Annotated in this window: 9 protein-coding genes; 7 read left to right on the top strand and 2 right to left on the bottom strand. The window is 67.9% G+C overall.

The window, feature by feature from the left end:
* The first annotated feature begins 2 nt into the window (after window positions 1-2).
* The 7 genes from ACI3KT_RS16150 to ACI3KT_RS16120 all read left to right on the top strand — a co-directional run bounded on the left by ACI3KT_RS16150 (window position 3) and on the right by ACI3KT_RS16120 (window position 11205).
* Complete coding sequence (locus ACI3KT_RS16150; protein WP_292905538.1) at window positions 3-854, top strand: carbohydrate ABC transporter permease; 852 nt, start codon at window positions 3-5, stop codon at window positions 852-854.
* A 40-nt stretch (window positions 855-894) separates the two neighbouring features.
* Window positions 895-2097, top strand: a complete 1203-nt coding sequence (locus ACI3KT_RS16145; RefSeq protein ID WP_404905563.1) for a glycoside hydrolase family 1 protein — start codon at window positions 895-897, stop codon at window positions 2095-2097.
* Between the two features lie 214 nt (window positions 2098-2311).
* A complete protein-coding gene (locus ACI3KT_RS16140; protein WP_404905562.1) occupies window positions 2312-6988 on the top strand; it encodes an ExeM/NucH family extracellular endonuclease in 4677 nt (1558 codons plus the stop codon).
* A 158-nt stretch (window positions 6989-7146) separates the two neighbouring features.
* A complete protein-coding gene (locus tag ACI3KT_RS16135) occupies window positions 7147-7941 on the top strand; it encodes a DeoR/GlpR family DNA-binding transcription regulator (protein WP_292905532.1) in 795 nt (264 codons plus the stop codon).
* Window positions 7938-8879, top strand: coding sequence for a 1-phosphofructokinase family hexose kinase (locus tag ACI3KT_RS16130; protein WP_292905530.1), 942 nt, complete (start codon window positions 7938-7940; stop codon window positions 8877-8879). Before ACI3KT_RS16135 ends, ACI3KT_RS16130 begins: the two co-directional genes overlap by 4 nt.
* 23 nt (window positions 8880-8902) lie before the next feature.
* Complete coding sequence (locus ACI3KT_RS16125; protein ID WP_404905561.1) at window positions 8903-10906, top strand: fructose-specific PTS transporter subunit EIIC; 2004 nt, start codon at window positions 8903-8905, stop codon at window positions 10904-10906.
* Between the two features lie 29 nt (window positions 10907-10935).
* A complete protein-coding gene (locus tag ACI3KT_RS16120) occupies window positions 10936-11205 on the top strand; it encodes an HPr family phosphocarrier protein (RefSeq protein WP_292905526.1) in 270 nt (89 codons plus the stop codon).
* A 479-nt stretch (window positions 11206-11684) separates the two neighbouring features.
* Here the strand turns inward: ACI3KT_RS16120 and ACI3KT_RS16115 are convergent, their stop codons facing one another.
* Both ACI3KT_RS16115 and ACI3KT_RS16110 read right to left on the bottom strand, forming a co-directional pair.
* Window positions 11685-12299 (bottom strand): glyoxalase, encoded by a 615-nt coding sequence (locus ACI3KT_RS16115; RefSeq protein ID WP_404905560.1) that lies wholly within the window; start codon window positions 12297-12299, stop codon window positions 11685-11687.
* A 59-nt stretch (window positions 12300-12358) separates the two neighbouring features.
* Complete coding sequence (locus ACI3KT_RS16110) at window positions 12359-13165, bottom strand: DeoR/GlpR family DNA-binding transcription regulator (protein WP_292905522.1); 807 nt, start codon at window positions 13163-13165, stop codon at window positions 12359-12361.
* Window positions 13166-13354: the final 189 nt, after the last annotated feature.

The raw sequence follows: 13354 nt of genomic DNA, 5'->3' as shown, positions 1-13354 counted from the left end.
CCATGACACTCGCACGCACGCACCGCCCCGCCTTCCGCTGGGGCAACCTCATCGTCCTGGTCGTCCTCTCGGTAGGGCTCGCGGCGACCATCCTGCCGTTCGTCTGGATGGTCCTCGGCGCATTCAAGACGAACGCGGAGATCATGTCGCGGCCGGTCACCTGGTGGCCGCAGCATCCGACGCTCGACAACTTCAGGGCGTGGCTGTTCGAGTTCGACATCGTCCGGCCGTTCCTCAACTCGGTGATCCTCGCGGGCGCCACCGTCGCCACGACTCTGCTCTTCTCGTCGATGGTGGGCTGGGCGCTCGCGAAGATGACGTTCCCGGGGAAGAACGCGATCATCGTGGTCGTCCTGTCGACGATGTTCGTGCCGGGCATCGTCACACTGATCCCGCAGTTCGTGTTGATTGCGAACCTCGGGATGGTGAACACCTACTGGGGGCTGATCCTCCCGGGGATGGTCGGGGCCTTCGGTGTGTTCCTGATGCGGCAGTTCATGCTCGAGATCCCCGACTCGCTGCTGGATGCCGCGCGCATCGACGGGGCCGGAGAATTCCGCACCTTCTTCCAGATCGTGCTGCCTCTGTGCAAGGCGCCTCTCGCGACGCTGGCGATCTTCACGTTCATGGGGTCGTGGAACAGCTTCCTCTGGCCGCTGATCATCTCCCAGGACGATTCGATGTACACGCTCCCCGTGTCCCTGGCCCTGTTCTCCTCCGAGGCGGGCGGGCACGGCGCCGACTACGGTCTGCAGATGGCCGGCTCGTTCCTGATCGTGATCCCCGTGCTCGTGCTCTTCATCGCGATGCAGAAGCACTTCGTCCAGGGCATCACGATGACGGGCATCAAATGAGGCACCCACGTTGAGAGCACGAGAAAGGGATTCATCTCACATGACCGGACACACCCCCGCACCTCGGGGTTTCCTCTGGGGGGCGGCGACCGCCGCGCACCAGATCGAAGGCGGCAACGTCAACACGGGGCACTGGGAGCTCGAGTACGCGCCGGGATCGACCATCCCCGAGCCGTCGGGCGACGCCTGCGATTCCTACCACCGCTTTCCGGAGGACATCGCCCTCCTCGCGGATGCCGGACTCACGGCGTACCGCTTCTCAGTCGAGTGGGCTCGTATCGAACCCGAGGAAGGCGTGGTGTCGCGCGCCCAGCTGGACCACTACCGGCGCATGATCGATGCGTGCCGGGACCGCGGCGTCGAACCCGTCGTCACGCTGCATCACTTCACGTTCCCTCGCTGGTGGGAGCACAGCGGCGGCTGGTACTCCGAGCGGAGCACCGACCGGTTCCGCAGGTTCACGGAGGTCTGCACCGCGCTCCTCGACGATGTCGACTGGGTGATCACGATCAACGAGCCGAACATGATGGTCAACCAGACCGAGGCGCGGATCGACACCGAGAACGGCGTGAACTTCCCCGGTCCCTCGCCGTACCTCGCCCGCGCGATCGCGAGCGCGCACCACGCCTCGACCGAGGTGCTGCGCGGGTTCGGAGGGGTGAAGTCGGGGTGGTCGGTCGCGAATCAGGTGTTCCAGGCGGTCCCCGGGTGGGAGACACAGCGCGACGAATGGCAGTACTTTCGCGAGGACTTCTTCCTCGAGCAGGCGCGGCAGGACGACTTCATCGGGGTGCAGTCTTATCTGCGCACGATCATCGGCCCGTCCGACGACGCCGAGGGCTTCGGGCCGCAGCCCTGGCCGGAAGGCACCGAACGCACGCTGACGGGCTGGGAGTACTATCCCGAAGCGCTCGGCCATGCGCTGCGGCACACGCACGAGGTCACCGGCGGCATCCCCATGATGGTCACCGAGAACGGCATGGCCACCTCAGACGACACGCGGCGGGTCGACTACACCACGGGTGCGCTCTCGGCGATGGCCGACGCGATGGAGGACGGCTGCGATGTGCGCGGCTACCTGCACTGGTCTCTGCTCGACAACTACGAATGGGGCTCGTTCCGGCCGACCTTCGGACTCGTCGCGGTCGATCGGGAGACGTTCGCACGCTCGCCCAAGCCGAGCCTCTCGTGGCTCGGCGGACTGGCTCGCCGCAACGTCGTGCCACGGTTGCGAACGGAGTGATCACGCGGGGAAGCTGCGCATCCGCGCAGGGGAGAATGCGCAACTGAGCGGCGCTTTTGTGCGCTCCCTCCGAGCGGTTTGTCGGACCGGTGAGCACTCGGTGACGAATCGGCAAACAGCGTTGATGATGTCGGGTGCCGTCCGTATGCTCACAGACATATGTGCACCCTGGGAGACCAGTGTGCACCACGGCAGAACCCCACAAGAGTTCACCGTGACCCGAGTCCGAAACGCCGAGGAGACCAGCCGTATGATTCCCGCTCCCGACGACGACGCCCGCAAGGGCGTCGCGTCAGTACCCAGAAGGCGCGGGCGCATCGGCGTCCTCGCCGTGACCTGTGTCGCAGCTCTCGGCTTCGGCTCACTGGTCGCCGCGCCCGCCTACGCCAGCCCCGACGGAACCGGCGTGGTCATCAACGAGGCCTATCTCTCCGGCGGCAGCGCCGGTGCCGCCTACGTCAACAAGTTCGTCGAGCTGTACAACCCGACAACCCAGGCCATCTCGCTCGACGGCAAGTCGCTGCAGTACCGCTCGTCGACGGGCACGGGCGCATCGAACGGCGTCGCCGCGCTCTCGGGTTCGATCCCGGCCGGCGGTCACTACCTCGTGCAGGCGGGAAGCAACGGCGCGAACGGCGCGGCTCTTCCCAAGGCGGATGCCGTCAGCACTCTCAATCCGAGCGGCACCAACGGCACGCTCGCCCTCGTCGACGGCACGGCGGCCGTGACGCTCACGCCCGGCTCCGTCGTGGGTCAGGCCGGCGTCATCGACGTGCTCGGCTACGGCACCTCCAACACGTTCGAGGGCGCTGCGGCGACCCCGCCCACCGGCAACACCGACGTGAAGTCCTTGAACCGCACGAGCGGTGTCGACACCGACAGCAACGCGGCGGACTTCACCCTGTCGGCCACCATCACCCCCACGGCGTCGGGCAGCACCGATCCCGGTACCGACCCGGGCACCGATCCCGGGACGGAGCCGACCAAGGCGACCATCGCCGAGGTGCAGGGCACGACCGACGTCTCGCCGCTGAACGGCAAGACCGTCACCGTCGAGGGTGTCGTCACCGCCGATTACCGCACCGGCGGCTACGCGGGCGTCACCATCCAGACCGCCGGATCCGGCGGAGCCGCTGACGCGACCCCCGGCGCCTCAGACGGTCTCTTCGTGTACCTGAACGCGCTCGCGCCGACATTGGCGATCGGCGACCTCGTCTCCGTGACCGGCTCCGTGAGCGAGTACTTCGGGCAGACGCAGATCAACCCGGCCGCCCTCTCCGCCATCACGGTCGTGCAGCCGGGCGCCGGCGTCCCCGCCGCGACCCCGCTCGCCGACACCGTGCTCGGCGCCGCGCGGGAGCAGTACGAGAGCATGTACGTCGCTCCCACGGGCACCTACCGCGTGGCATCCAGCCACCAGCTGTACAACTACGGCGCGCTGTGGCTGAACGTCGGCGGGGGTCTCGCCCAGAAGAGCACCGAGGCCGCACTGCCCGGCGCCGACGCCGCCGCGATCACCGCAGGCAATCGCGCGAACCGCATCCTGCTCGACGACGGCTGGTCCATCCAGGTCACGAACAAGAACCACCCGAACGAGCAGCCGTACTTCACGAAGGACGTGGTGGTCCGCAACGGCGACACCGTCGACTTCGGCGACAACGGCTACGTGCTGCAGTGGAGCTTCGACGACTGGCGTCTGCAGCCGGTCGTGCCGATCGACAACACGTCGTCGTCCGATCTCAAGGTGGGCTTCACCGCGACCAACCCTCGTCCGGCATCCGCTCCGACCGTCGGCGGAGACGTGCAGGTCGCATCGTTCAACGTCTACAACTACTTCACGACGCTGTCGAGCGAGAACTCCAATGCGCGCGGTGCCGCGAATGCCGCGCAGTTCGCGATCCAGAAGTCGAAGATCGTCTCGGCGATCAACGGTCTGGGCGCCGACATCGTCTCGCTGATGGAGATCGAGAACTCGATCAAACTCGGCGGCACGCTCGACTCGGCGCTCGCCGACCTCGTCGACGGCCTCAACGCCGATGCGGGCAGCGAGGTGTGGGCCTACGTGCACACGCCGGATGCGCTGAACAACGCCGCGATCACCGACTACATCACGAGCGCGATCATCTACAAGAAGGGCGCGGTCTCGCCTGTGGGCGATGCCATGACCGTCGTCGACGAGACCGTCTGGGGCAATGCCCGCGAGCCGATCGCTCAGGCGTTCGACGTCGACGGCCGTATCGTCACCGTCGTCTCGAACCATCTGAAGTCGAAGTCCGACCCGAAGGACGGCACGCCCGTGCCCGCCGACGAGCAGGGCTTCTTCAACCCCGCACGTGTGGCGCAGGCGAACTCGATCCTCTCGTTCACCCAGACGATCGAAGAGAAGACGGGCAGCAGCGACATCCTGCTGATCGGCGACTTCAACGCCTACGCCAAGGAAGATCCGATCCAGGTGTTCACGGATGCAGGCTGGAGCGACGTCGCGCGCGAGAAGGCCCCAGAGGAGCACACCTACTCGTTCGACGGAGAGGTCGGATCGCTCGACCACGTCATCGCGTCGCCCTCGCTCGTGTCGTCGATCACCGGCGCCGGAGTCTGGAGCATCAACTCGCCCGAGTGGAGCGACCGCGGCTACGCGTTCGGCGCCACCGAGGCAGGCACGCCGTTCCGCTCCAGCGACCACGACCCGATTCTCATCGGCGTCTCGGCGACCACTCCTCCGGTGAGCATCGACGTCGTCACGGTGAACGACTTCCACGGCCGCATCGAGGCTGACGGGGCCGCTGCCGGCGCCGCTGTCCTCGCTGGTGCGGTGAAGCAGTTCCGTGCGGAGAACCCGAACACGATCTTCGCCGGAGCCGGCGACCTGATCGGCGCGTCGACGTTCACCTCCTTCATCAACGACGACAACCCGACGATCGACGCGCTGAACGCGGCCGGTCTCGACGTCAGCGCTGCGGGCAACCACGAGTTCGACCAGGGCTGGGCCGATCTGCGCGATCGCGTCCAGGAGAGGGCGAACTGGGAGTACATCTCCTCCAACGTGTTCCTCACCGAGACGGGAGAGCCCGCGCTCGCCCCGGCCTGGGTCAAGGAGCTCGACGGCGTGCGCGTCGGTTTCGTCGGAGCCGTCACGGAGGATCTCGACTCCCTCGTGTCACCTGAAGGGATCAAGGATCTCGAGGTGCGCAGCATCGTGGACTCGGTGAACGCCGTGGCCGACGATCTGCGCGACGGGGACGACGCCAACGGCGAGGCGGATGTCGTCATCCTCCTCGTTCACGAGGGCGCGACGACCACTGACGTCGCCAGCATCACCCCCGACTCGCCTCTCGGTGAGATCGTCTACGGGGTGGACGACGACGTAGACGCGATCGTCTCGGCGCACACGCACCTCGCGTACAACCACGTCATCGACGGCCGCCCGGTCGTCTCGGCGGGTCAGTACGGCGAGAACCTGGGGCTGATGAACCTCCAGGTCGACCCGAAGACGAAGGACCTGATCTCGATCACCAATGAGATCAAGCCTCTCGTCGTGGGCGGCGTGGCTCAGTATCCGGCGGACCCCGCGGTCGCCGACATCGTCGCGAAGGCGAAGGCCGAAGCCGACGTGCTCGGCGCCGTCAAGGTCGGAGACATCACGGGCGACTTCAACCGGGCCCGCCAGAGCGACGGCAAGACGGAGAACCGTGGTGGCGAGTCCACCATCGGCAACTTCGTCGCCGACGTGCAGAAGTGGTCCACCGGTGCCGACCTGGCGCTGATGAACCCCGGCGGCATCCGCGCGAACCTCACGTTCGCCTCGACCGGCGCGAGCGACCCCGACGGCAACGTCACCTACCGCGAGGCGGCGACGGTGCAGCCGTTCGCCAACACGCTGGTGACGTTGACCTTGACCGGTGCCCAGTTGAAGAGCGTTCTCGAGGAGCAGTGGCAGCCCGCCGGCTCCGCGCGTCCGTTCCTGAAGCTCGGCGTGTCGAAGGAGCTCAGCTACACCTACGACCCGGCCGCCGCGCAGGGATCGCACATCACGTCGATGACGCTCAACGGTGCTCCGGTCGACCCTGCCGCGAACTACACGGTGGCCGCGAACTCGTTCCTGGCCGGGGGTGGCGACAACTTCGCCTCCTTCAAGCTCGGCGCGGGCAAGCGCGACACCGGCAAGATCGACCTGCAGTCGATGGTCGACTGGTTCGACGCGAACAAGACGGCCACGCCCGACTACGCGCAGCGTGCCGTCGGCGTCACGGTCAGCGCAGCGGACGCCGACGGCTACAGCGCCGGTGACCAGGTGACCGTCTCGCTGTCGTCTCTCGCGTTCAGCGCCGGCGAGCCGGCGCCCGGCGAGGTCTCGCTGACGCTGGGCGACACGGTTCTCGCGACCGGCGCCGTCGATCCCACGGTGGTCACGGCCACGGATGAGGTCGGTCGCGCAGTGCTGACGTTCGCGGTTCCCGACGGCGTGTACGGAGAGCAGTCGCTCACCGTCTCGGTCGCGGGCACCGGAACCACGGCGCACGTGCCGTTCACCATCACGGGCGAGCCCGAGCCGGAGTTCAACGGCGCGATCACGCTCGACTCGTCGAAGGTGGCCGCGGGCAAGAAGCTCACGATCTCCGGAACCGGCTACCAGCCGGGCGAGACGGTGACCGTGCAGCTGCGGCCCAAGAAGGGCGAACCCATCTCGGTCGGCACCGTCCAGGTGGGCGCCGAGGGCTCGTTCACGGCATCCGTCACTGTTCCGAAGGGCACGCAGCCCGGCAAGTACACCGTCGCAGTGGCGCAAGCCGATGGAGACGAGGCGACCGCCACGGTCACCGTCAACCGTTCGGGCGGCATCATCAAGGACATCATCGACTGGCTCTGGGATCTGCTGACCGGCTGGTTCTGACCACGATGATCTGAGGCCCCCTCGGGGGGAGAGACGAAGGCCGTCGGGAGTGATCCCGGCGGCCTTCGTCGTTGTGGGGATGGCTCCGAAGACTTCTTGTGTTTGTGTTGTTCTTTGTTGTAATGTGTGGGAAACAAATCCCCGTCAACGGAGTCGGCATGTACGCAGTGGAGCGCCAGCAGCGCATCGAACGGATCCTGGTCGAAGAGGGCCGCGTGGCCGTGGTCGACCTGGCCCACCGTTTCGACGTGACGACCGAGACCGTGCGTCGTGACCTCGCCGTCTTGGAAGAGGCCGGATCTCTCGTACGAGTGCACGGCGGAGCGGTCGCGAAAGACGCCGACAGCACGAGCGAACCGACCGTCGTCGAGCGTGCGAGCCGCCACGGCGCTGCCAAGAACGCGATCGCCGAACGGGCGCTCACGGCTCTCGGCCCCGGGTTCCACGGTTCCGTCTTCATCGACGCGGGCACGACCACCGCCGCTGTCGCGGCGGGACTCGCCGAGCGCCTGAGCGCGGTGCAGCAGGGCAGCCGGCCCATCGAAGCAGTCACTCACTCGCTCACGATCGCACCGGCTCTCGCGGCGACCGACGACGTCTCTCTCACGGTGATCGGCGGACGCATCCGCGGCATCACCGCCGCGGCCGTCGGCGTCGAGACGGTGAGCGCCATCCGCCGGCTCCGTCCTGACGTCGCGTTCATCGGCACCAACGGGGTCTCCGCCGACTTCGGGCTCAGTACGCCCGATCCCGACGAGGCATCTGTCAAGACCGCGATCGTGCAGTCCGCGCGTCGTGTGATCGTCGTCGCCGATGCGAGCAAGCACGACCGGGAACTGCTCGTGACGTTCGCCTCGCTGGAGGACATCGACGTCCTCGTCACGGATGCAGAACCGCCCGCCGCCCTCGGCGCGGCTCTCGCCGACGCAGGAGTGGAGGTTTGGATCGCATGATCGTCACCTTCACCGCGAACCCCGCACTGGATCGCACCATCACACTGGGCGCCGCGCTGCGACCCGGAGAGGTGCAGACCGCCGACTCGGTTCGCGAGGACGCCGGAGGCAAAGGCGTCAACGTCTCGCGTGTGGTCGCGGTCGCAGGCGTCGAGACCATCGCGGTCCTGCCCATCGCTGTCGACGATCCCTACGGCCCCATCGTCGCCGCGGCCGGTGTTCCGATGAGGGCCGTCCCCGTTGCACGCCACGTCCGCACGAACCTCACGATCGCCGACCACGAGGGCGTCACCACGAAGATCAACCTGTCGGGTGAACCTCTGGCCGATGCTGATGCGGTGGCCGTCACCGCGGCGGTCGTGGAAGCCTGCGAAGGCGCCCGCTGGCTCGTGCTCGCGGGCTCTCTGCCGGGAGGCGTGGCCGACTCGTTCTACGTCGATATCGCGGAGGCCGTCCGTACGCGTTGGGGCGGGGATGCGCCGCGCATCGCCGTCGACACCTCGGGGCCGGCGCTGCGCGAGGTCGTCGAGCGCGGTGCCGCCGATCTCATCAAGCCGAACGACGAGGAACTCGTCGAACTCACCGGCCTCGCGCTCGATGAGGGGGTGCTCGCGGATGCGGTCCATCGCGTCGCCCGTCGCATCGTCCCCGCGCGCGCAGCATCCGCTCTGGTGACTCTGGGCGGCGCCGGGGCCGTGCTGGTCACCGCTGAGGGGGCATGGTTCGCCGAAGCTCCTCGAATCAAGGTGGCGAGCACCGTCGGAGCCGGAGACAGCTCGCTCGCCGGTTACCTGCTCGCCGAGCTCACCGGCCTCGCACCGGCGGCTCGACTGCAGTCGGCCATCCGCTACGGCGCCGCCGCGGCATCCCTGCCTGGAACCCAGGCGCCCACCCCCGCCGATCTCGGCACCGGCGACATCGCCGTCCGTTCCCTGTAATCCCACGACCACTGGAGGTCATCGTGTCCGACACCATCACCGCCGAGCTCGTCAGCATCGATGCTGACCTCGGTGCAGACAAGGCGGCGGTCATCCGCGCACTCGCCGACCGCGTCGCGGCACAGGGCAGAGCCGACAGCGGTCAAGCCCTGTTCGACGACGCCTGGGCACGCGAGCAGAAGGACGAGACCGGACTGCCCGGCGGCATCGCGATCCCGCACGCGAAGAGCGCTTCGGTGACCACGCCCACGCTCGCCTTCGCGCGTCTCGCGCCGGGCGTCGACTTCGGAGCTCCCGACGGTCCCGCCGACGTGGTGTTCCTCATCGCCGCGCCCGACACGGCGGCCGAAGCGCACCTCGCGATTCTCTCGAAGCTCGCGCGCAGCCTCATGCAGGACGAGTTCACGGGCGCGCTGCGCGCGGCGGACACCCCTGACGAGATCGTCGCGATCGTCGACGCGGCGATCGGGGAGGGGCCTGCTGCGACGCCAGCCGCCGCTCCCGCTGAGAGTGCACCGGCTCCGGCATCCGATGCCGCACCCCGGGCTCGCATCGTCGCCGTCACGGCCTGCGCCACCGGCATCGCGCACACGTTCATGGCTGCGGATGCGCTCACGGCTGCGGGCAAGTCCGAGGGCGTGGACCTCATCGTCGAGCCTCAGGGCTCGAGCGGATACAAGCCGCTGCCGCAGAGCGTCATCGACGAGGCGGATGCCGTGATCTTCGCGGTCGACGTCGACGTGCGCCAGCCGGAGCGCTTCGCCGGCAAGCCGGTCGTGCGTTCGGGCGTCAAGCGAGGGATCGAGGAGCCGAAGCAGATGATCGCCGAGGCGATCGCCGCGTCGAAGGATCCCGCAGCTCCTCGAGTCTCCGGGGCCGCGGCCACCTCGTCCGCTGCGACTCCTGCGGGCTCGCAGTCGCTCGGCCGCCGCATCCAGCGGATCCTGCTCACGGGTGTCAGCTACATGATCCCGTTCGTCGCCGGCGGCGGACTGCTGATCGCGCTCGGCTTCCTGTTCGGCGGCTACAACGTCACGGAGCACGCGAAGGACGTCGTGCTGAACAACGCGCTGTGGGCTCTGCCCGACGGAGGCCTCGGCCAGTACCTCGGCTCGGTCTTCTTCATGATCGGATCGACGTCGATGGGCTTCCTGGTCTCGGCGCTCGCGGGCTACATCGCCTTCGCGATCGCCGACCGTCCGGGCCTCGCGCCCGGCTTCGTCGCCGGTGCCGTGGCCGTGCTCATGAACGCGGGCTTCATCGGCGGCATCGTGGGCGGTCTGCTCGCCGGTTTCATCGCTGCCGCGATCGGGCGCATCGAGGCGCCGCGGTGGCTCCGCGGCCTGATGCCTGTCGTGATCATCCCGCTGCTGGCGTCGATCGTCGCGTCCGGACTGCTGCTGCTGTTCCTCGGCCGCCCGATCGCCTGGCTCATGCAGGTCATGAACGAGTGGCTGACCGGTCTCGCCGGCACCTCGGGCATCGTCCTCGTCGGCGTGATCCTCGGCCTCATGATGTGCTTCGACCTCGGCGGGCCGGTGAACAAGGTCGCCTACGCGTTCGCGACCGCGGGGCTCGCCTCGGCCACCGCCGACAACCCGGCGCCGTACCTCATCATGGCTGCCGTGATGTGCTCCGGCATGGTGCCGCCTCTGGCCATGGCGCTCGCATCGACCGTGCTCGACCGCCGCCGTTTCACCACCGTGGAGCGCGAGAACGGCGTCGCTGCATGGCTGCTCGGGGCCTCGTTCATCAGCGAGGGCGCGATCCCGTTCGCGGCGGCCGACCCGCTGCGCGTGATCCCGGCGTCGATGCTCGGCGGTGCGCTCACCGGCGCCCTCAGCATGGTGTTCGCGGTCCAGTCGCTGGCCCCGCACGGCGGCATCTTCGTCTTCTTCGCGATCAATCCCGTCTGGGGCTTCCTTATCGCCCTCGCAGCGGGCACGATCGTGAGTGCACTCGCCGTCGTCGCACTGAAGCGCTTCGTGGGCGCGAAGACGCCGGCCGCCGAAGCCGTCGCAGCCTGACCATCGACACCACTCAAAGGAGAACAGAAATGACCGAACGCCAGGCCACCATCGCCAGCAGCTCCGGACTGCACGCCCGCCCCGCGAAGCTCTTCGTGTCAGCGGTGAAGGAGAAGGGCATCCCGATCACGATCTCGGTCGAGGGCGGGGCCGAGCTCAACGCCGGCAGCATCCTCGCGCTGATGGGCCTCGGAGCGGCGAAGGGATCGGTCGTTACTCTGCGGTCCGACGCCGACGGCGCGGACCAGGCTCTCGACGAGCTCGTCGCCCTGCTCGAGACGGACCTCGACGCGGAGTGACGACGCACGAAGGCCGCCGGGGGAGACCCGGCGGCCTTCGTCATGTGCGGGGCCCCGACTCCCTGACACGACGCGCGGGGCGGGGCCGCGCAGCGGCCGTTGCGTCGAGGTGCGCGGTACGGTCGCCTTCTTGAGAGAAGGTGGCATCGAGGCGCACCTCGGCTCCTGAGCGCACCAAGTTCGGTGGTGCGACCGGATGCAGGGCAGGGATGCTTTGGATGCCGCGTCCTGACCGTTGCGTCGAGGTGTGTGTTGCGGTCGCTCTCTTTGGGAGAAGGCGGCATTGGAGCGCACCTCGGTTGGGCGCGCATGCGCGTGTCGTCCCCGGCGCGGCGGGCAGCGGCGGTCGCTGCGTCGAGGTGCGCGGTGTGGTCCTCTTCTTGAGAGAAGGCGGCATCGCGGCGCACCTCGGACGGGCGGAGGCCGGCATCCGGCACCCACACCGACGGGAAGCAGCCAGGCGGTGCGGATGCCGCGCCTTACACCTCCACGGGCGACCAGACGAATCCGTCAGGATCCTCGGCCGAACCCGGCGTGCCATGTACGGTGATCCGGTGCGAGCCGCTGCCTTCCGCGGACACTCCTGCGGACTTCGCGAGGGCCGCACGTCTGTACAGTCCGAGGCCGATCGTGCCCTTCGGGGTATCGAAGTCGACGTAGCTGCCGAAGCTCTTGCGCACCTCGAATCCCTGCTCGGTGTAGAACGCGCGACTGGCGCGGACATCGGCGGCTCCGATCAGCAGCACGAGGTCGTCGAAGCTCTTCGTCGCCGGAGCGGAGTCCTTCTTCGACGAGGTCGCGATGTTCCAGAGCGCTCCGTCGGGCGCCTCGACCACGCCCCCGAAGCCCCAGAGCGACTTCGCCGCGGGTTTGCGCATCGAAGCCCCGGCCGCCACAGCGGCATCGAACAGGAGACGCGCATCAGCGGGCTGCGCGACGATGAGCGAGAGCGTGTATCCGCGGAATCCTGAGGAGGCGGTATCCGCTGTGCGCAGTCGCAGCCGCCCGCCGAGGTCGAAGGCCTCGTCGTAGAAGGCCTGGGCTGCGGTGACATTCGGAACGTCGAGGGTGAGGGAATCGATCGTGCTGTTCATGTCTCAGACGGTATTGCCGGCGGCCGGGTCAGGACTTCTCGATTCCTGACCGATGGGGCTCACGAGCTGACGACATCGACTTTCGCCTGCGCGAGAGCCGCGGCGAGCTCGCCGCCCGGGGGAGTGTCGGTGACGAGGAAGTCCGCCCGGTCGAGTGGAGTCACCTGCGCGAACAGGCGCCGGTCGAACTTCGAAGAGTCGGCCAGAACGGCGACCCGCTCCGCTCTCTGGATCATCTCGCCCATCATGGCGGCGTCGCCGAGGTTCGATGTCGAGTAGCCGTTCTGATCGACGGCGCCGACGGCGATCAGCGCCAGATCGCAGCGGATGTCGACTTCCGGTCCGCCGGCTGTCATGCGGAACGCCACCGGCCCCGTCGTCGCCTGCGTGATCGCGCGCACGGCGCCGCCGAAGACGTAGAGATCCCGGAAGGCGGAGGGGGCGATCTCCGCAGGGATCCTGAGATTGTTCGTGGCGATCGTGAGGTCGTGATGGTTGCGGAGGGCCCTCGCGAGGGCGAGGGTCGTGGTCCCCGCGTTCAGCATGATGACGGCGCCGTCGTCGATCAGCCCCGCGGCGAGCCGGGCGATCTTGTCCTTCTCCTCGGTCTGCATGCGCAGGCGCACGTCGAGAGCGCGATCCTTCGGCTGTCCGTCCGCTGCGCTCACCGCGCCGCCGTGCGTACGTATCACGACGCCCTCGCGATCGAGCTGATCCAGATCGCGGCGGATCGTGTCGATCGACACGCCGAAATGCTCGGCCAGATCGCCCACGGTCACCTCTCCCGCCTGCTCGACGTAGGCGGCGAGGTCCGCCTTCCGTCCCGCGGGGAGTCGACGTCTGGCAGATGTTCCCGGTGCTTCCATGCAGATATCTCTAGCACATCCGGGGCCGATAACAAGCGTACTCCGGCATAAAACAGCAGATCGACGTATGTAAGCCGCGTTTCTGGTCCACCTCGGATGCCAGCTGCAGCCGGATTTTTCTGCAAGTCCCTCTTGACGTTCTTGCAAAGCACGGCATAACATGGCGTAAAACCGCATGAACGAGCACCC

The sequence above is a fragment of the Microbacterium sp. ZW T6_19 genome, from assembly GCF_044987465.1.
In the GTDB taxonomy this organism is placed as follows: Bacteria; Actinomycetota; Actinomycetes; order Actinomycetales; family Microbacteriaceae; genus Microbacterium; species Microbacterium natoriense_A.
The sequence above is the reverse complement of the archived record's forward strand: the minus strand, read 5'-3'. Positions and strand labels throughout refer to the sequence as shown.

Excerpts from the sequence above, each read along its gene's own strand:
- ACI3KT_RS16150 (WP_292905538.1), top strand. The coding sequence starts at position 3 with ATGACACTCGCACGCACGCACCGCCCCGCCTTCCGCTGGGGCAACCTC.
- ACI3KT_RS16145 (WP_404905563.1), top strand. The coding sequence starts at position 895 with ATGACCGGACACACCCCCGCACCTCGGGGTTTCCTCTGGGGGGCGGCG.
- ACI3KT_RS16135 (WP_292905532.1), top strand. The coding sequence starts at position 7,147 with ATGTACGCAGTGGAGCGCCAGCAGCGCATCGAACGGATCCTGGTCGAA.
- ACI3KT_RS16130 (WP_292905530.1), top strand. The coding sequence starts at position 7,938 with ATGATCGTCACCTTCACCGCGAACCCCGCACTGGATCGCACCATCACA.
- ACI3KT_RS16120 (WP_292905526.1), top strand. The coding sequence starts at position 10,936 with ATGACCGAACGCCAGGCCACCATCGCCAGCAGCTCCGGACTGCACGCC.
- ACI3KT_RS16115 (WP_404905560.1), bottom strand. The coding sequence starts at position 12,299 with ATGAACAGCACGATCGATTCCCTCACCCTCGACGTTCCGAATGTCACC.
- ACI3KT_RS16110 (WP_292905522.1), bottom strand. The coding sequence starts at position 13,165 with ATGGAAGCACCGGGAACATCTGCCAGACGTCGACTCCCCGCGGGACGG.